Here is a 20,753-nt window from a genome sequence, read left to right as displayed (position 1 = left end):
TCTCTTTTTCATTACCTTTATCGTCCTACTCAATAACTCGTCCAAGGATATACACTTAGGCATCGTCTCAAGTTATTTTAGTCGTAATAAGTTGGCCAGCTTCATTCATAGTAACTTTCCATTTCACTCCACTAGCCGTCTTCATAATTATACCTTTACTTGCCTCTATTTCAATATCTCCAAACATTCTTCCGCCAGTTGTCGCTAACCAAGCATTCCCATTTTCCATCGACGATCTTGCAAACATACGATTAATCCGAAAACGCTTATGATCTTGAGAATAACCACTTAATGTAATTCTAACTTTATATAACTGATTCGCCTTCATATTCGATATAATTGTATCGCCTACATTTAATGGAACATCCGATGCAACAACCCAATTTCCAGTTGCACTTAATGCATACTCAATTTTAATTTTCTTCGGGCTCTCTCCCCATCCAAAATACATGCCAAAACAATTCAACATTTGGATTGGATTTTTCGTAAAATCTAATTCAATCACAACTGGATTACTATCCGGAACATCGATATAGTTTACACTTTGTTCATCTATTAAATTAAAACAATTTGCAAGATTCCCCCCGTAAGGTAATTTCCCACTTACTTGCTTAACAGTATACTTCTGCTGAGCATTTACTAATATATCATCTTGGTTCCCTATTAAATGTGGTTTATTTAACGTAATCGGCAACTGAATCCGAAGAGATTCTTCATAGGTAGACTTACAAACATTGTATTGTCCTTTATCTACAATAGTTGTGGAAAGTAAATTCGAAAAAAGGTAGTTACGATGCGAATTAGAAGAAAATTCAATGACAATCTGTTCGCTACTCATCCGGTACGTATCCCAGATCATACAATCAAATGTATTATAAGCGCCCGTACAACGAATTACTTTTTTCGTTTGCTGTCTACATTGTACTTGAATATCATGAAATGTATTACCTGAACTTTCATTTGGCAAATCACTATTTCCATCTACTTCTATCCCATACTGACATCCATCAATAAATATAGATTGAAATACATTTGCATTAATCCAGCAAGGTGTATTGATATCATCTATATATTCTGTCTTTAAATGTATTGCAGTTTGAAAGTTTTTAATTTGAATAAAGTTAACTTGAAAGAAACTAATATAATCCCATGCTTTTTGACAATAAAAGTATATAGCCTTACCTTTATATGACGACGTTGCATTTATTATATTTATATTTGATATAAGAGAGTGATTAGGAACTTCTATTTGTTGTGAACCGGAAACATAAATAACAGCAGATTGAAACAGTGGATTTATAACTTGAACTGTACCACCTGTTATAGATGCATTTTGTTGCAGTTCAAACACATTAAAATCTCCATCGATTTGTAGCGTTACAGTAGGATCTAACTCTAATCTTACGTTTGATTTAATAATAATTGGCTTTACAATTTTATACGTATTTACCCCTGTAATTCTAACCGTCGAAATTCGATTCGCTACACAATAATTTATAGCTTGCTGAATTGCTAATGAGCTATCATTTCCTGAGTTCGGTACTGCTCCAAAACAATCAATATGAACGCTATTTTCTGGTGCACAATCTTCTTGGGAAGAAATATATTCTGACAAAATAAATTCACTCCTCATATTACCTTTTTCATATAATATGTGAGTTTTCTCTTAAAAGTTTTTATAATAAAAAAAACAAACGACCTGTACGGTCATTTGTTTAATTCATATATACCTTTCGTTTCTTCTATCATTTTAGTTAACGAGAAATACCTCTCTGCTTTCTCTCGTGCTTTCAGTCTAATATCATTCACCTTTTCTTCATTCCCCTGTAGTTCCTCAAGTGCACTTGCAAATTCAGATTCACAATATTCATGTATCAAAACACCTGATTCTCCATTTATTACCGCTTCATTTATTCCGCCAACATCTATTGAAACAATTGGTGTCCCTGTAGCCATTGCTTCAATTACTACCATTGGAAACACTTCACGAAAAGATAATAAAAGTAAGGCATCCATATTTCCTATAAACCTATGCGGATCTGAAATATTCCCTAACATTGTTACCCTTTGTTGCAATCCATACTTTTCTATTTCGTTCATAATAGATTCTTTTTCTGGCCCATCACCAGCAATATAAAACAAAAAATCATCTCTTTTTTTCAACACATTTGCAATTTTTACAAATAGTTGATGGTTTTTCTCCTTGGATAGTCTAGCTAATATCCCTATTTTATAAATAGATTCTTTCTTTTTCTGCTGGAATAAAAACTTTTCTATATCCACACCGTTATAAATTGTCTTTACTTTCTCTTCAGCTACATGCATTGAAAGTAAGTTATTTTTTTCAAACTCACTTACTGTAATAATATTGTTCACATATTTATTCATAAAATAACGAAAAAGAGTTGGCATTTTCTTCTCTAATATCGTTACATTATGCTTCGTATACACAATTTTCATCTTTTTTTTCATAAACTTTTGAAGTAGAAAAGCATATAATACCATTCGTAAACTATTGGCATGAATAAGTTCTATCTTTCGTTTACAAATTTCGTTTCGTAAGTAATAAATATTTCTCAAATGATTCCATCGGCTAAGTAACATAAAATTTTCTTTTCTAGTAAGAGATTCATATAGCTCTCCATCACCTGCAGCTGTATAAACCTTAAAATCCTCATAACGCAAATTACTTTCCAATTTACAGAAATAACTTTCAGCTCCGCCTGTTATCAATTTATCTGTCATCAAAAGTATATTCATAATTGCGTCTTCCCAACTACATTGATTTTATTTTTTCTATAGGCATGATAAGCATACTTACTAAAATAGTAAAAGATTTGCACTGCATTAAGACATTTTTGGTCTCTTAATAATTTCCAATACCGAAAAGCTGCTTTAATTTTATTTCTGGAAACCGAATTTGCTACAATTCGATACTTCGCTAATACTTGCTGTATCCCTTTCGCTTCATGCCCTTCATGTAATAATTTCAGCCATAACGCCGTATCTTCCGGCTGTACACTAGGCATTTCAATATGCGGAATTTTTTCACGATCAATTATTACTGTTAAACATCCGATAATTGTATTTCCTGCCAAACAATGATAGTCAACAGATTTCGGTACATTCACTTCTCGATTTAGTCCATTACCGTTTTCATCGATTAAACTATACGATGCATATGAAAAGGCCACACTCATTTCTTCCATAAATAACAATTGTGTCTTCAATTTATGCGGTAACCATATATCATCACTATCTAAAAAGGCAATATACCTTCCTCTCGCCTCTTGAATTGCTATATTCCGAGCCTTAGCAGCACCAATATTTTCTTTTAATGATACTAACCTAATACGCGAGTCTCCTTCTATTATCTCTTTAATTTTTGTAACAGATTCGTCAGTTGAAGCGTCATCAACGATAATCATCTCCCAATTTTCATATGATTGATTTTGTACAGATACAATCGTCTCACCTATAAATCGTATACTATTATAAGAAGGTGTTATTACAGAAACATGAGGCGCCTTATTATGTGCTGATAGACATTTTACCATCTATCTTTCCCCTTCCTTCATATATTGAAATGTACTTCACAACAATTGCTAAAAATAAAAAGAACGCTTCGTTAATAATGAGTGACAATGACATCATCTGAAATAAAAATGCAACCATAGTCAATAAAAGATACGGTTTTTCACGAAACAAAGTATACTGCGTTAACTTGAACATTAATACAAATAAAAAAGCGCTATATAAAAGAAAACCAATTGTACCCGATTCAGATAAAATTTCTAAAAATGTATTGTGCACATATAATTTTTCATTAAATTGAAATTCATAATAATTCGAAAAATTAAACGCACCGATTCCGATATATGGGTTAGATAAATAATATTTAAAAGCTGCTTCCCATAATGTAAATCTGCCACTTCCATTATCATGCGAAAAATCAGAAATTCGTTTATTCAATATGTCATCCAATTGGCCACCCATTACACTATTAGATAAACTAAAGATCACTACACCAAACAATAGTAAACTCATCATTATTTTTATTTTTTTTGCAAAACTAGAAGTACATACATATACAAAAATGACAAGCACAAGCGCTAATATTCCTCCCCTTGAAAAAGTTAATAAACTTGTCGTAACACATAAAATCAATCCTAAAATGTTCGTCATATTATGTAAATTTGTCATATAATACATAAAAAATATTGTATTATAAAAAATAAAAATGTTAGGATCATCTAGCAAACCAATTAATCTTGGATATCCTCTATCAACTAATAGTCCGGCAAAAATTTCTCTTTCTTCTCCACCGTATAACCCAAAGTGCTGTAAACCAACTATATAAAGTATTAAGCTTACAATATTAAATATAAATCCTACATAAAAAATAGATGATTCAAGTGTTGCTATTTCAATATTTCCTAATAAATTTCTCATTATAAAATAACAACCTAAAACAAGTAACACACCAAAAATCATACGAATGCTAGCATGTAAATATATAGAAAGAATTCCACTCAAACAATAGATGAAATAAAATAGTAAAAATACAACTTCATGAAAATATAGCTTTTGGATATGGAAGTTTTTAATTGTTAAACAAAAATATATGACTAAAAAAATCATATAGATCTTCAACGAAAATCCAATATATATATTGTATTTACTTAACATGACAAATAATATTAGAAGCATAATCCATTTCATCGACATTTTCATATTATTTTCCATATGCTATATCCCCTGTTTCGTAATATAATCCTTTTTGCGTGTTTTTGCTATAAACGAAAAAAGAAGTTTTTTCAGCTCATAATCATATAGGAATATACCAACTACTACGATTAACGTATTCAGAACGAGCGCAATGAAATGATATGTATGCAACATTTGCACCCCAATAAAAGTTACGCCAAAATAAATTGTATAAGGTATGACAATTTGGAATACAATTTTCTTCCTCACTACACTTACTGCTATATACCCAACTAAAGCTACAATTTCAAATAAAACCATAGCATAAGCCGCTCCTATCACTCCACCAATACTACTAAAACTATAAAGCATAATCCCACCTATCACTAATGCTATACATTGCACAACCGTTCTTTTATTTTGACGTCCACTCGTTGTTAAGCCGTCAGCTATAGCAATATTTAAACTTTGCAGCACAATGAGAAATGATAATATTTGGAGTGGCTCTACTGTATTTCTCCATTCCTCATGAAAAAATATAGAAATAAAGTATGGAGCTAAATAATATAAACCTATTGTCATACATATTCCCACGATCGCCATTAATTTTATTTGAAGTAAGTTTAATTTCGTATGCTCTTCTAATTTATTCTGATTATAATGCTTAAAGAGCACTGGATAAAACGCCCCTGCAATCACCCCTGGTACTTGATATAAAGCTGCTGGCATCCGATAAGCCACCGCGAAAACACCTACCATACTTAATGGCAATGTATAGTTAAGTAAGATAGGTGCTAATTGTGGCGTACTCATTATTAAAAAACCACTAATAATAAAAGGTGTCACTTGCCAAAACAACGCTTTATGAATTACAACTTTCATATTCACATTCGTCTTTCTTTTCATTACATATATGCTGCATATACCACCAATCATATAACCAAATCCATATAAACGCGCAGTTATATAAACTGGTAACTCTCCGAAAATACAAAAACATGTAATGATAATGACAACTGCTGCTGATACAACTTTAATAAGTGCTATATACTTCATACGCTCCGTTAGCTGAAAGTAGGCAATCCCTATATTTTGCCAAGTTAATCCTATTAACATGAAAAACATTACGTTTATCATCATATAAATCAAATTTCTATCCGCATACATATAATGAATAGCAATATAGCCGATTATAGAAATAAAAATAAGTAGAATCATTCTTACCTTTATATACGACGATAAAATCATCTCTAAGTCTATTCCATCTTTTGCCCCTTCTCGAAGAAACGTATTCGTTAGTCCTAAATCTGTAAAAAATAACATAAAAAACGTCACTGCTATAGCAACACTAAACATCCCATAATTTTGTGCATTAAAAAAATTTGCTAAAGCAATTAAACTCACAGCCTGAAGAAGATTAGCTAAAATTGTGCTATAAAATAGATGGATAATATTATTTAAAATAGATCTACCCATACCTGTTCTCCTTTGCAAGCAACCTACTTACATATATTTATCTTGCACCATTATGGTTCAATACAATTAAAACAGTTTTACATAAAATACGAATATCCATCCTGATCGTTTTCATTTCAATATACTCCATGTCCAACTTCAATTTTTCTTTTGCATCAAGATTATATCCTCCATTTATTTGTGCCCATCCTGTTAACCCTGGTTTCACGATTAAGCGGTCTTTGAATTCTGGAATATACGTATCAAATTGTTTATAAAAATACTCTCTCTCTGGCCTAGGTCCAACAAAAGACATATCGCCTTTTAAAATATTGAAAAGTTGCGGCAATTCATCAATTCTCGTTTTTCTTATAAATGATCCAACTTTAGTAATTCTTGGATCATTTTCATCTGCCCACTGTGGTCCATTTATTTCAGCATCTGTTACCATTGACCTTAATTTAAATACATTAAATTTCTTCCCATTCATGCCTAAACGTTCTTGAAAATAAATTGGAGCTCCTGCTGTTTCGAAAACAATTATAATACAAAAAAACAACATAATTGGCAGCGTAACTAGTAACAATATGAGTGAAAATATAATATCAAACAAGCGCTTTATACTTCGATTCAAAATACTGGTCTTTTCTTGGGCCGGAATCGTATACAACTTGGCTTGATTTGTTTCACGAATCATAAATCGTTACCCCCACATTCAAGAATATAAAACTATACCTATTAATTCACATTCTTTCTTCTTTATATTTGCTATCACTTTTTGCACAGTACGTAGGGAATCTTTTCTCTTTTTAACTGCTAAGACCACTCCATCGCATTTTCCTGCAATCATGTGCGTAGCAGGAAGCTCAAATACTTCAGAGGAATACAAGAAAATGTAATCAAAATCTTCCTTCCATTTTGCAATTACATCATCAAATTCATCTGTAGCAACTAAAGGTGTACCGGTGTGTACTGTTTTTTTTGCAGGAATACAATATAAGTATTTAGATAAGTTACTAGAGAAAGTTTCATAACTACAGGAGGGATCGCTTATTATATCATTCACTGTTTTCGTATGGTTGCTTTGTAATAATAGATGTAGCTTAGGATCGGAAAAATTCACATCGATAAGTAACACCTTTTTTTTCATTTCTGCAAATACTAGCCCTATATTGACTATAAACGAGGCAACAACGCCTCTATCCTTCGTTGAACTAATTGTGAACACTTGTTTCCCCGATTTTTTTAACTCGTGATACAGCGTATAAAACTGCTCTTTCATTAAAGTATCATGCGGGTCAAATGGAAGCCGTTTCTTTGTCTTAAACATCGACATGTTCACCACGATATATAGATGATTGCGAATCAACTTCTGTAAATTTCTTTTTTCTTTTCGGTTTCATATTTATGTAACCAATAACAGGGATTGTTGTTATTTTCTCCAAATCTTGTTCGACGTATATACGCTCATCAAAATAATCTCGAAATACAGCTAAACCTACCCCAACAAAAAAACTAACAAGTAAAGAAATAGGGATAATAAGTTGAAATTTCGGAAACAGTTTTTCAACTTTTTCCTGTAACTCAGGGTCAGTTAATATTTTTACTCCCTGTACATTCGTATACTGCTGAAAGCTTTTTTGAGATTGTTCTGCCAGTGACTTTACAATTTCTTTTACAATTTTAGGATCCGAATCTTTTACTGTAACAGTAACAATTTGTGAATTGTCCATATTCACTACTGAAATCTTTTGAGCTAATTCGTAACTTGATTGCTCTAATTTCAAAGTTTTTTTGACGGTTGAAATAATAAGTGGACTTTTTAAAATATCAACATACGAAGTTACGAGTTGCTTATTTTCCTGTGTTTTATTTGCTGAATTTTCCTTATTAAACTCATCTAAATTCCCAACGAGAATTTGTGTTGAATATTGATATGAAGGCTTTAATACGTACATAGAGATAAGAATTAGAGAAACAGTTAAACAGCACATCGTCAAAATAATTGTTACTATCCTTCTTTTCAATAACTGTTGAAAATCCTTCATACTAATTTCTTGCTTCAATTATTTCACCGCCTTTGTCTGATTCATATTCTGCACATCATTCTTTACAGATAACTCTTTCTTCTTTCTATTCGCTTGCTTTGTTACATACTTTCCGACTCTGAATGCAAATTTTTCTACAAATATATACGAAAGCATTGCAAGTATAAATGAAAAAACGAGTGAAAAAATTAAAATGATAGGCAACGGCAATATTTCATGAAGCATGTATATAAGGGAAAATAACGATATGATATGGTATAAATAAAGACTGTAAGAAATCTTCCCCAAATATAACAAGTATTTATTACGCAGCAACGATGACAAAGTTGATACTGCTAAACTTAATATGACAAATAAACATGCACTTATCGCTACTACGTAGTCTCGCAATATAAAATTATTGAGCACTTTAATTTCTCCGATAAGCCCTTCATACATATAAAGTAAAATCGCTAATAAAAACCATGCAATTTTCTCATTTTTAGTACGATTACTATAAAAAATTATTACATTATTTTTATACTTCGCAACTAGTGCTCCTAGTAAAAATAGCACCGTGTAATGTGGTGTTAACATATAGCTTGTTAATGTTAAACTCGAGCGAAATAAAAATAATATCGCAACAGAGCATATACTAAAACTAAACAATGTCAATAACGAATCCCTCAACGTTTTTCTTAAACAAACCATCAAAACTAACGGGAAAATGATTGATATTCGCATTTCATGAACAAGTGACCAAATTACGCCGTTATATGCATCTGTATTATATTTCCCAACCAATAATATATGCTGCACGATTAGGCTTAAAGAACTTTCAATCGTCCATGAGCGATTAAACCATTCACTTAAATGAGAAATTCCATATTCACTCATTGTAGTTTGGCATAAAATAGCTATAAGTATCGCTACGATATATGGAATATAAATTCTGCATATACGCTTTACAAGGAATGACCTATAGCTATCATAATTTTTTTGAATAGATTCATACAAAACAAATCCACTCAAAACAAAAAAGATAATAACAGATTCGTTACCACTACTAAAAACAAGACGAGCAGGTGTTTCTTTTAATAGATACATAACAAATGGTTTATTATCTTCATAACTGTAATTTTGAAATACTGAAAAAATCATTAAATGATGGCCAATCATTACTACTAATGAAGAAATCCCTCTAATTGAATCCAGTTCTTCATACCTATTCATCGCTTTATATCAACTCCTAATGAAATGATAATAATCATTTCAAAGCGACACCATTATTCATATTCCTCTCCTTTCTTTTCATTCCAATTTTTCATATTAAAATGATTTATAGCGTAATTTTTAATGTATTGTAACATTTTTTGTAATATTATGAATAGTTAATCCCTTTAATTGGTATATACCAATTTCAACCTCGAAAAATGAAAAAAATTGCTAGAAAAGCACTATAAAAATATCTTGTATATTTACAAGATTAAAGATAGGAATAGCATTTTTTCCAATATAAAATGAAAAAGATAGCCTAATATGTAATACTGAAACTAAGATAATTAAATAAATATCATTATTACTACACGACGACACATGTTGTTTAACAATGTAGTTTTAAGGCGTATCAACACTTTGCTTGATACGCCTATTTTTTATGGTTTTTCCTTCGTTTTATCACTACATTTTGTAGATTTATCGAAACTTTTATCGCTACATTTGAACTTCTTCTCATCACTTTTATTACCATATCAAATTAATTGAAAATACAGAAATTAATTATTGACCTCCCTTTATTAGATAAAATAAAATGAAACATATAATCTGTATAACAGCATGATGAATTCGCTCATTTTTAAGGAGGATTCATATGGAGAAGTATTTTACGGTTAAAGAAGTAACATCCCTTTTGGGCTACAAGAATGAAGAAACTATAAAAAGAAAGATAAAAGATGGGATGTTTCCAGGTGCAATCCAAAACAGCCGTAAAGAAGGTTGGAAGATACCAGCAAGCGATGTTGCAGCCCTAACAAGCTCTCCCAAAAAAGCTAGCCAGAGTAAAAGTAAACCAACGTCTACCAATTACAACAAGTCTGAATTAATCAAATGGGCATTTCAAATAGCCAATCTAGAACCCCCTTCGGAAGAATTACATAAAGCTCTCACCTCTTTACCATTGGAACGTGCACTTGAGATTTGTCTTATTATGCGTCAGCAAAGCAGACCCATTGATGATTATTTCAAGTTTTTCAAAGCAGCTCAATCGAAGAAGTGGAAACCAGACCCAATTACAATTGAAAAGAATAAGAGTTTAGTGGATTTAACACAGCGAGACTATGAGGAGATGGTTTTAGACGAACAACGGACAGAAAAAGTCTCGTTGTACAATTGGCTAGAACAAGATTAAAGGTGGTTGAACTAAGATGAAAACCAGTTATTATTACCATGTCAAATGCCCCGAAGGGGTAAAATCCAAAAAGTTCAAATTGATTGTGCTAGATAAACATAATAGACCTTTTTTACCTCTTACAGTTTTTTATAAAGAGGCGCTAGGTGGAATTTCGGATAGCAGCGCAGAATCCTATCTAAAAACACTCTATACTTTTTTCACCTGGTTACATACTGACAGTAATTATCAAGGAAGAACTGTAAATTGGGATGATGAACCCCACATTGTACGGATAGCCATAGAGGATTTTTTGATGCATAAAGCCCATTGTAAGGTTACAACAAGCGATAGCAAAACGTATTACAATGTAAAGTTGACAAATAAAAGTCCTAATACTGTCAGTAGGATTTTAAGTGCTTTAAAATCTTTCTACAAAATCATGATAGAGGTAAAAATGTACATTTACCCCAACCCACTTATTGATGCACACGCTATTTTAGACGAATATAAAACGCAAATAGAGGGTGTTAGGGAAGGAAAACCTAGAATGCCTAAAGAGGCCGGTACAGAAGAACCTTTACCTAAAGGAGCTCGACGATTAACCGACTCCTTTTTTAAAATTATAAATGGCGAGTGGAAGCCTCAGATTATTGATGATCCTTACCTCCCCTTTATGATTTATAAGGCTGGGAAGGACAGTAAATGGAAGCTTAGAGATGAAATTATTACAACAATGCTATTTCAAACCGGGGCAAGAGCGACAGAAGTTATCGAACTTACATTTGGGGACTATCGTGCTAGGTATGATAAGGGTGAGTTTGCCACCTTTAATAAGGGAAGCAATGGAATAAGAACAAAGTTTTTGAAAGTAGATAACGACACGTTAAAACTACTTGATCGTTATATCCATGGTGCGAGAAAGAAAGTTGATAAAAGTGGTTTAAACATGAATGACATACCTGATGAAATCACAATATTTCTTAATCAGTATGGAGATCCCTACAAGTATGATGCCTTTTTAAAAAATTGGGTAAACATCATGGAAAAAGCAGAAATAAAAATCAACATTCATAAAACACGTCATTGGTTCGTGACCCGTAGCATTCGGATGATTCGCGAAAAATACAAGGATAAAGTAGAACAGGACAATGAAATTGAACGATTACGAATTTATATGAATTGGAGCGAAAAAGCAGACACAATAAAAGTCTATGAACATCATGTTGATGAGAAGGATTATGTGGTAGAGCAGCATGATAGATTGCTAGAAAAGATGAAAAAGGATCAGGAGGAGTATTTAAATCAGCTAAAACCTCGTAAGAGGGCTAGACAACCTTCGGTTGAATCTCGAAATAAGATCACACAAATGTCTGAAAAACAACATGATTTGATGGATTTTATTAATGAATTGAATAGTTAATCTATAAATAAGCCTAAGGGTGTGGGAATGTGATTGATGAATTAGAAAGCAAACTATGGTATCAAGAATTAAAAGGTAAAGTTGATGACAACATCCTTGTCTATCAGGATAAAGGGGGCTACTTTTGGGATAAGGTAAATCTTGAGCATTTGCGTTACTTCAAAAATAACTCTTGTGGTTATCCTTTTACAAACCACTTAGCGCTAAAGTTGATGGTAATATCCAATCAAAACTTAAACCCTAAGTCTATTCACTCAAATCTTACAAAGATAACTATCGGCCTCAAGCAACTCTTTCAAGAAACAAAATTAGTGAGTCTTAATAATTTTGATGTAAATATACTTCTGTCAGATTATCTACGAAGGGAGATTCTTCCCTCCCATTCAGATAGCAAGAGAAGTGAATTCTTTAATAGGTATAAAAATCTTGTAAAAAGCGTGCTGAAGTGGCATTCGACCAAGTTGACAAGGGAGCAACAAGAAGTATTCGCCCCTTTTCTACTCCCTCAAACACACCTAGATGGTAGAGATTTTAAAGTTAGCAAAACAGCAAAGAATGCTGCCAAAAGTAAACGGAAGTCTGAAACGGACGTAATTTCCAAAGAATTTATAAAAATTCGTGCTGAAGGTGGGTTTCGTTTAAACAAAGTTAGGCGTTTGCGACAGAAATATCTTGAGGTTGTAGAATTTGTAAAAGATAACGGATATCCTCTTCCTTTTGAATTTTCTTATATTGAAAACGAGGAACGCGGAGATAGATCAAAGGAGCTTTTTTCCTTTCGATTATGGGATAAACCGTCTTTCGTACTTCATCATAGTAAAAATTATTCTTCCGTAACCATTAATAATGCAAAGGTACGAAGGACTACTTTTTCGGAAGAAAATAACGAATACTTCGTCGAGTTTTTAAAAGCAGAAGTATTAGATGATAAAACTGGTGAACCAGTAGAAGAAACCGAAGGTTTTTGGTTTTTGCCTATTTGGGAATATCAATTAATCGGATATTGGCCCCTATCTTTAAGTGCAGAACAAATAAATGAAAAGTTGAAAATACTTAAGGTGTACGGTTACAGGGAATCAGATTCAGAAAAGATTAATGTGCCTTTCCAATCCGATCATAAAGGCATTTTAGCACAAGGTAAATTTATAACTAGCTCTCAGAAATATGCTGATGGCATTTTAATGAACGTTGAGGTTTTGTACATTACAGCTCTCTTTGGTGCAACAGCACTAGATATATTTACGTCTTCAGGTGCAAGATTAGGTGAAGTGGCGCAAGTTCATCTTGGTATTGATTGTTTAGACCAGGTAAGTATCACTGATCCAGAAACAAATGAAGTAAAAACATCATACATATTTAGAGCTATTCCGAAAGGAAGAGATAAGCTAGCAGTTTTTTATACGACCAAAGATACTTTTGATTTAATAAAGGAAATTGCTTTTTACCTTAGAGATCAACATTATAAAGGATCAATTCCAAAAGTGGAATTTCGTTATATGAAGGAACAAGGTGAATCGCGACCAGACCAACCCTATTTATTTCAGCTTCATGGTAAGCATTTTAGACCTTCGACTTTTGCAGGCATTTTAAACTTTATCTGTTTCGGATTGATTTATGAAACACAAGACAAGAAGTTGGTAAAGTTGAAACCGCACTTATTACGTCATGGTTTTGCGACACACGCCGTACAAGCAGAAGACCTTCCGATTGACGTCGTAGCAATGATTCTTAATCAAAAGGATTTAGACGTTACAAAATATTACTCTCAACCTACCCAAAGCCAAGTAGCTGATGTTGTGTCCGACTTTCATACTTCCATGGCTACTACAACTGATATGATGAAAGAAGTTTTAAGACAACCAGAAGAGATACAAGCCCTTTTTGAGCGTCAAAGAGAGATTAGCGGACCATTTAGTAAAACCGTTGGGGGTACATGTGTTACTAACAAGATTTGTCCAACACAACTTGCATGTGTAGGATGCGCTACTAAAATACCTGAACCAGAACAAAAACATGAATTACTTGCATATCTAGATTGGGCAGAAAAATCGAAGGAGTATCACGAGGAAAAAGGTTTCAAACTGGAAGTTTTGAAAATAAAAAAAACGATACATGATGCAAAAGTTGAATTGAAGGAAATAGCGTTAATTGAGGAGTATAGGAGAGATAAAGAAAATGAGCCAAGAATTATCATTAGAAAACCATAAAGGTGGTTTAGAAAGTGATTACGAGAAACGAAGGGTTAACTCTTTTGAACTAGGTAAAAAGGCAATAGATGTCCTCCTTATGGAGGGCAAAGAAGTTACCTTGCACAATGTATCTAAAAAGACAAAAGAACTTGATGAACAAGGTAATGGGATTCATTTTAACACTATTAGAAATCATGAAAAACTCTATGCGTATTATAAAGAAAAGAGTAAGAGCTATAAGAAAAAACAAAAAGAGCTAGAAAAGCATCTTCCCTATCGAGAAAATGAAAAACATACTTTTCATGAGTTCGAGCAATTAAAGCCGGACAGAAATTTAAAGAATGTGTACAAACAGTATATGCGTTTAACAAAGGCTGAATTAGCAACGCGTTTGATAGAAGCTGAGCAATATATAGCAGAAGGAAATCTAGAGTATTTGGAAAAGTTATTTGAGACATACGAGGGATGAAAATTGAATTAAAACAATAATTTGTCGTTGTTCCCACATAATAAAATAGTAAAGAAAGGTTTTATTTAGTTTACTATTTAAAAAACAATGAACTTCAAAAATAGTGAACTACAATAATAAATAATTCGCGCAGCACGCAACACCTAAAAAAACTTACGATAAAGTAGGTTCTTTTTTTTATAAAGATATATAAAATTCCGCTTATTCAACTAGAAAAATATCTTTCTCAAAATTATCAGAAAAAATTTAAGCAAAACACTGCTTATCACTTTACGATTGCCAACATAATCCATAAAATAGTAAAAGTAGAGAAAAAACATTCTTATATCAATAAATTAAAATGAGGCGATTTACTATGTAGTTACGCAATGAAGAGAAGCAACTAATATAATGAAACATTTACTACCCAAGTCATACAATCTATTACTTGGGTACAACTAGAAAGGAGCAATTAGTTATGTTGGACATCGATTGGATATTGTCCATGACCAGTGACGAATATCTCAAAAAGACTGCAAAATACACCAACTTTTCACTACCAGGTTTTGTAGAAGGATGGAATGCACCACCACCATTATTAAGAACACATATGAAATCCGGACTCAAAGGTACAAAAAGAAAAAGCAATCCGGTATTACATATCAAAATCTTATTAAACATCATCTTAAAGGAAACATTCAAAGAACTTAAGATCACTGATGATACCGAACCAACAATTGAAAATTTCTATTTAATCGTAGAAATTAATCCTACACTGCAACCGATACAAGTAATCGCTTTCTACTACATGTGTTTCGAAACTGAGTGTAAAGAAAATATCAATACACTTAGAAAGAACTTGGAAGAAGGAAAACCTATTTTATCAGGTATCTCCACAATAGAAAGCGTTAACCCGTTAGAAAAGATTAACACTTTTATGCACAACAGTTTGACCCAAAAAGAAGTAACCTCATTCTTAAACTCTTTAGAAAAAAGCATTCTAAAGAATACTCGTAAGAAGAATTATGAACAGTTGCAAGAAGAATTAGCAAAATTAGAAGAAAACATCGAGGACGAAACCGAGGAGAACGGGAGCAACAGGAACGAAAACATGTTGAACTTCCTATTCAGCAAAATCGCAGCAACTCAAAAAGTAGATCGTCCAGTTGTCATACTTGCATTTTTAAAACACAACAACAATTTTGCTAAAGCTGAGTATCATTTCTTAACTCAATATCTGTACACATATACAGTTAAGTTAAGAGAAAAAAATGCAAAAACCATCAAAACAAACACTGAAAAGCAATTATTAGAATTACAAGTTCAGTTTGATGATGTAGTGCAGAGAATGGAAAAACTCTCTCTAGAACGGAAATCAACTGAAGAGAGTATAGAAAAATCCCGTAAAGCATACGAAAAATTGGAACAAAAGGTAGAAGAGCAATTACAAGAAATTTCACTACAAGAGGCGATAATAGAGGACGAAAACAATCAGAAAATCCAAAACTCACAATTGCATCAAGAAGCAATTAGTCCACTATTGGCCGTCTTTACAAGAATTATAGACGACAATCCATTGCTCCTAATCACAACTGATATTGAGCGATTTACAAACACGCCTTTCCAAGAACATTGCATCAGCATCGATGAATTCCATTTTGACCTATTAAACAGCGATGCAACAGCTTATGAGGATTACAAGTTATTTATCGAAAGAGCGTATTTCACAAGTTCAATTGAATGGTTAGAGTTTAGAAACCTTTTAGAAAAACATGCCCTAAATTACACAGAACTTAGCGGTTATGATCTATCAGATTGGCTATTACAATTAATCAACGCAATTAACAAGGAGGCAATTTATTATGGCAACCACACAAACATCTAATACCTTATCAGAAAAAGAAAAGATCAATATGCAGGACTCGTTAATCATAGGAAGGTTAGCAGAAGACGACGAATTAACGGATTACGTTTGGTCAGCAGAAGACCCAGAAAAATCAGTTAGCAGAGTCTCTTATGCCGGAACAGATTCCATAATTTTCAACGTACTCCCTTTATCTAGCGAACCCTCAGTATTGCGCGAGAAGTTAGAAAAAAAACCTGAACAACCCTATGTATCGTTTGATAATCGCAATAAGAATGTATTAGACAAATTGAAATATACAGAAGCAATTGACAAGGTTGCTTTTTTACGTAAAAGCCTTACAGGTAAATTGGTGTTGTTCAAACCTAAAGTTAACATCGACACTCAAAAGAATAAAACACACTTCAACTTCGATATCGTTCTAATTGAAGATGAAAAAGAAATGGCTACTCGTTATTATCCCATTCCAGAAGTAGGTTCCAGCTCATCTCACCGTGCATTTGAAAAGAAATTGGTTGATAAATTACCACTTTCACTTCACGCATACAACCACGGAATGGACAAACCTGAATTTTTGGTATGTAATCGTCATATTTATTACATTGAAAAAGCGGATGCTATAAGAAAATATGCTGTAACTCCTTTCTCTTATGTCATTGATCACCCTGAGCATGTAAAGGTGATGCCACTTCCGGAAGATTGGAATAGCATGCAAAGATGTGTGAGCAAAGGTATCTCTTTCATATCCGATACATATCGAGATGTATTATTAGAAAAGGTTAAAAAAGAAGGCGTATATGTTGTGAAAAACAACACTGCCAACGTGAAACCGCCCGTTAAAGCAAGTGAAACTATTAAAGCAAGTGAAACTATCAAACACAAAGAAACACTACAAATACCGCCAACACAAAAGGAACATGATACGATGCAAAACAATGCGACTAATGAAACAAATGAACAATACTTGAACCCAGTACCAGAATCTCAATTCCTTGATTGGGTGAACTACTTAGCAAACAAAAAATCTCTTATTTATAGTTCTGACGACATCTACAACTTCCATACTTCTCTTAAGACATCTAGTCTTGCTATTTTAGGTGGTATGAGTGGTACTGGTAAATCTAGACTAGCGCGTCTTTATGCAGAAGCTTTAAACCTTAAAGAAGGAGATACATTCCTTAAAGTGGCTATCAGTCCTTCTTATACTGAACCATCAGACCTTTTAGGATTCTTTAATCCACAAACAGGTTTATACACTGAAAGTGAAACAGGTTTAGTTACCTTCTTGAACAATGCACAAAATAACCCAGATAAGTTATATATGGTGTTATTTGATGAAATGAACCTTGGCCAAGTAGAATACTACTTCAGCGATTTCATTTCTCTATTAGAAGAAGAGCCAGAACAACGCATCCTACATTTAGTAGGCAAAGGTGTACATTGCCATCAACCACATTATAAAAATGGCATCACAATTGGTAGAAACGTATTATTTGTAGGAACTGCTAATTTCGACGAAACGACAAAAGACTTTAGTAACCGTATGTTAGACCGTTCCAACGTAATTCTATTAGAAAAACAAGGATTCCGTGTTGCTAAAGAAAACGAAGCAGCTAGAGCAGATTCTATCGAAGAATACTCTCAAATGGAACAAAGAGTAATTCATGAATTTGGTGGGATTTCAGCCTATGACTTCTTCAGCTGGGTAGCAGTCGAAAGAGGTTTAGCAGCATTAAATGACAACGAATTACTCATTTTAGATAAATTACATGAAGCTATTAGTGAGTATGACTCACAAACAGGTGTATCTTTCCGAATCGGAAAAGCAATCGGATTCTACCTTGACAATATCGCTACTGACGAAGATGGAACCCCTCTTCTACCGCGCGATCTTGCTTTCGATTACCAAATCAAGCAACGTATTCTTACAAAAGTACGTGGTCACAGAGATCAAATCGAAAATCTAGTTGGTTATTTCGGCGAAGACAATAAATGGGTACACAGCCAATTAGGTAACATCTTGCACGATAACGAAGAAGAACTATCCTTCTCGAAATCAAGAACATATTTAGAGCAAAAAGCGAGGGAGTTAATGAGAAATGGTTATACACTATAAAAACGACACATTACCGATTTCGGTCGTGTTCCGTAACAATTACAATGAACCATTCCCTATCAATAAAGTATGGAGCCCAAAAGAGCCTATTCCGCAATCGGAACAGGCTCAGTTCCCTACTTTAAAAGAGAACTTGGATTTATATATAGACTTTGTAGCAGACTCACCAGAAGCTTTTGACCCTACTGCAACAATCAAAATCCAAACATCTGTATTTGATGAACAAAATGAACAAAAAGAATTGATATTCCCACTAAAGACTTCTTTTAGTCCGAGCCAAGTAGCGTACTCCTTCCAACCAAATACGGAATACCCTTGGAGAATGGGTCTATATTTATTCGAAATTGAATACAAGAAACAAAAGTATGTCAGTGGATTTTACATCAAACCGCTACATATGCAACTTGAGCAAATTACAGGAATTCATAATTACTTAGACAACAAAATTGAACGAATCATTTATGATTTTATATCAAATAATTCGTCCTTATTAAATCAAAACGACGACAACGCTACCGCACTTTGGTACATGGACTATGCGAAACTAGTTCAAGAAAACTATGAAATGCTTTCCTACGCTCTTGAAACCATTTCAAAACGACCATCAAGTAAAATTATAGGTACTCATCAGGTTCAACCTGTTTCTATGAAACAAAATGCAAAATCTATTCGTTGGTCAATGAGTTCTAAAGGTTTAAAAGAAAAAGCAAAAGCACCTGGTCAATCTGCCTTTTATAATTACACAAAGGTGGAAGAATCTAATACACTAGATAACCAATGGATCAAAAACATTTTATTGAATTGGAACAAGGACTTAAAAAGAGTTTCCAACTTATTAAAATCGCACGTACAGGTAGTAAAGGCTGATATTCAAAAAGAAATAGACAAACAACAAGAATTAGAAACGAAAATCATTTCGTTAAAAAGTCGAAGAAACGTATCTAAATCACTTATATATGATTTAGATACGAAAATCAGAATCAGCAAAGAAAGCCAAGAGAAACATATACTAACTCTTAACCTTTTGGACGAACGCACATCTGCTGTGTATTCCATAAACAGTCGTGTGAATCATATATTGTCTAGTAGTTTCTTATCAGCAGTACCACGAGGGAAGAAAAAACCTGTCCTAAAAAGGCACGCTTATCGTACAGTACAAGACTTATATGAACAGACGCTATTAGTGGAAAAAGAACAAGGTGAAAAAAAACAACATACCAAGTTAATTAAGCCAACATGGAGAATATACGAATACTTTTGTTTGTTAAAGGTAATCGATATCATGCAAAAAATCGGGTATGACCTAATTGATGGGATTCCATATAACTTCATGTTGCTCTATCACAAGAATGAAATCCCAGAAAGCATACGTTTCACACTGGAGAATAGCGAATCAGTACTACATATATGGTACGACTATCAATTATCATTATCCCCTAAAGAAGCGCAGGAAAAAGGAGATAGCTTATTCTCCCCTATGGGCAAGAACAGGCCCGACATTCGTATAGATGCGTTCAGAAAAGGTGAAAATGGAGAATTGTTATTTAGGGATGCAGTGGTGTTAGATGCAAAGTTCAGGAAGTTTTCAAGTTTATATACGGACGAATATCTTACTAAGGTACAAACCCAGTTATACAGCTACTCTGGTTTCCAATGCTGCTCTCCATCCGTTGCACCAGAAGGAAGCAAACGTGTTGAAAAAGTAATTTGTTTATACCCTAGCACAAAAGAAACAGAGCCTATCCTTGAAAGGTATAATTTACAATACATTAAACTCTTCCCTTCCCTCTCAGACAACGAAAGTATCGTTGGTGAGTTCGAATTATATGAACTGTTAAAATCATGGATAGGGAATTTAGCTAAGGAAAAAGCAGAGGCATAATATGTAATACTGAATCTAAGATAATTAAATAAATATCATTATTACTACACGACGACACATGTTGTTTAACAGTGTAGTTTTAAGGCGTATCAACACTTTGCTTGATACGCCTATTTTTTATGGTTTTAATCACTAATTGTCGTAATAAAAAACAAAAAACATGTCGTGATAAAAGGAGTGGATCCCCCACTCCTTTTTTATTATCATATAATTGTTTAACAACATGTATTCATTGCTAGATTTAGCCTTAAACTTC

16 protein-coding genes are annotated in these 20,753 nt (G+C 33.1%); 7 read left to right on the top strand and 9 right to left on the bottom strand.

The window, feature by feature from the left end; all coding sequences use genetic code 11:
- Positions 1-67 precede the first annotated feature (67 nt).
- From PDQ33_RS09545 to PDQ33_RS09505, 9 genes are all read right to left on the bottom strand, one after another.
- Entirely contained in the window at positions 68-1,615 is a 1,548-nt protein-coding gene (locus tag PDQ33_RS09545; protein WP_141543433.1) for a hypothetical protein, read from the bottom strand.
- Positions 1,616-1,707: 92 nt separating this feature from the next.
- Positions 1,708-2,760, bottom strand: coding sequence for a glycosyltransferase family 4 protein (locus PDQ33_RS09540; protein WP_072180028.1), 1,053 nt, complete (start codon positions 2,758-2,760; stop codon positions 1,708-1,710).
- Entirely contained in the window at positions 2,757-3,557 is an 801-nt protein-coding gene (locus PDQ33_RS09535; protein WP_000237692.1) for a glycosyltransferase family 2 protein, read from the bottom strand. Before PDQ33_RS09535 ends, PDQ33_RS09540 begins: the two co-directional genes overlap by 4 nt.
- Positions 3,532-4,746 carry an O-antigen ligase family protein gene (locus PDQ33_RS09530; RefSeq protein WP_048557442.1) on the bottom strand — a complete coding sequence of 405 codons (1,215 nt, stop codon included), beginning with the start codon at positions 4,744-4,746 and terminating at the stop codon, positions 3,532-3,534. The genes PDQ33_RS09535 and PDQ33_RS09530 overlap by 26 nt, the downstream gene beginning before the upstream one ends.
- Positions 4,747-4,749: 3 nt before the next feature.
- Positions 4,750-6,183: an oligosaccharide flippase family protein gene (locus tag PDQ33_RS09525; protein ID WP_061130690.1), complete on the bottom strand. Its 1,434-nt coding sequence runs from the start codon at positions 6,181-6,183 to the stop codon at positions 4,750-4,752.
- Between the two features lie 37 nt (positions 6,184-6,220).
- On the bottom strand, positions 6,221-6,859 hold the full coding sequence (locus PDQ33_RS09520) for a sugar transferase (protein WP_270755396.1): 639 nt from the start codon (positions 6,857-6,859) through the stop codon (positions 6,221-6,223).
- Positions 6,860-6,877: 18 nt separating this feature from the next.
- Positions 6,878-7,498, bottom strand: coding sequence for a CpsD/CapB family tyrosine-protein kinase (locus tag PDQ33_RS09515; RefSeq protein ID WP_041184092.1), 621 nt, complete (start codon positions 7,496-7,498; stop codon positions 6,878-6,880).
- The gene (locus PDQ33_RS09510; protein WP_270755398.1) at positions 7,485-8,228 is read right to left on the bottom strand and encodes a YveK family protein; all 744 of its coding nucleotides are present in this window, start codon (positions 8,226-8,228) and stop codon (positions 7,485-7,487) included. Before PDQ33_RS09510 ends, PDQ33_RS09515 begins: the two co-directional genes overlap by 14 nt.
- Positions 8,229-9,422 (bottom strand): acyltransferase family protein, encoded by a 1,194-nt coding sequence (locus PDQ33_RS09505; protein WP_061130693.1) that lies wholly within the window; start codon positions 9,420-9,422, stop codon positions 8,229-8,231.
- Positions 9,423-10,059: 637 nt separating this feature from the next.
- On the opposite strand from PDQ33_RS09505, the gene PDQ33_RS09500 reads away from it, so the two are divergent.
- From PDQ33_RS09500 to PDQ33_RS09470, 7 genes are all read left to right on the top strand, one after another.
- The gene (locus tag PDQ33_RS09500) at positions 10,060-10,596 is read left to right on the top strand and encodes a hypothetical protein (protein WP_254232263.1); all 537 of its coding nucleotides are present in this window, start codon (positions 10,060-10,062) and stop codon (positions 10,594-10,596) included.
- A gap of 16 nt (positions 10,597-10,612) precedes the next feature.
- A complete protein-coding gene (locus tag PDQ33_RS09495; protein ID WP_254232262.1) occupies positions 10,613-11,998 on the top strand; it encodes a tyrosine-type recombinase/integrase in 1,386 nt (461 codons plus the stop codon).
- Between the two features lie 29 nt (positions 11,999-12,027).
- On the top strand, positions 12,028-14,205 hold the full coding sequence (locus PDQ33_RS09490) for a site-specific integrase (RefSeq protein ID WP_254232261.1): 2,178 nt from the start codon (positions 12,028-12,030) through the stop codon (positions 14,203-14,205).
- Positions 14,174-14,656 (top strand): hypothetical protein, encoded by a 483-nt coding sequence (locus PDQ33_RS09485; protein ID WP_254232260.1) that lies wholly within the window; start codon positions 14,174-14,176, stop codon positions 14,654-14,656. The genes PDQ33_RS09490 and PDQ33_RS09485 overlap by 32 nt, the downstream gene beginning before the upstream one ends.
- Before the next feature lie 457 nt (positions 14,657-15,113).
- Positions 15,114-16,520, top strand: a complete 1,407-nt coding sequence (locus PDQ33_RS09480; RefSeq protein ID WP_254232259.1) for a hypothetical protein — start codon at positions 15,114-15,116, stop codon at positions 16,518-16,520.
- Positions 16,498-18,615, top strand: coding sequence for an McrB family protein (locus tag PDQ33_RS09475; protein WP_270755401.1), 2,118 nt, complete (start codon positions 16,498-16,500; stop codon positions 18,613-18,615). The genes PDQ33_RS09480 and PDQ33_RS09475 overlap by 23 nt, the downstream gene beginning before the upstream one ends.
- On the top strand, positions 18,599-20,497 hold the full coding sequence (locus tag PDQ33_RS09470) for a nuclease domain-containing protein (protein ID WP_254232257.1): 1,899 nt from the start codon (positions 18,599-18,601) through the stop codon (positions 20,495-20,497). Before PDQ33_RS09475 ends, PDQ33_RS09470 begins: the two co-directional genes overlap by 17 nt.
- Positions 20,498-20,753 lie beyond the last annotated feature (256 nt).

The organism is Bacillus cereus group sp. Bc031 (assembly GCF_027716265.1).
Classification (GTDB): domain Bacteria; phylum Bacillota; class Bacilli; order Bacillales; family Bacillaceae_G; genus Bacillus_A; species Bacillus_A paranthracis.
Note: the sequence above shows the minus strand (reverse complement) of the source record. Positions and strands in the feature narration are given on the sequence as shown.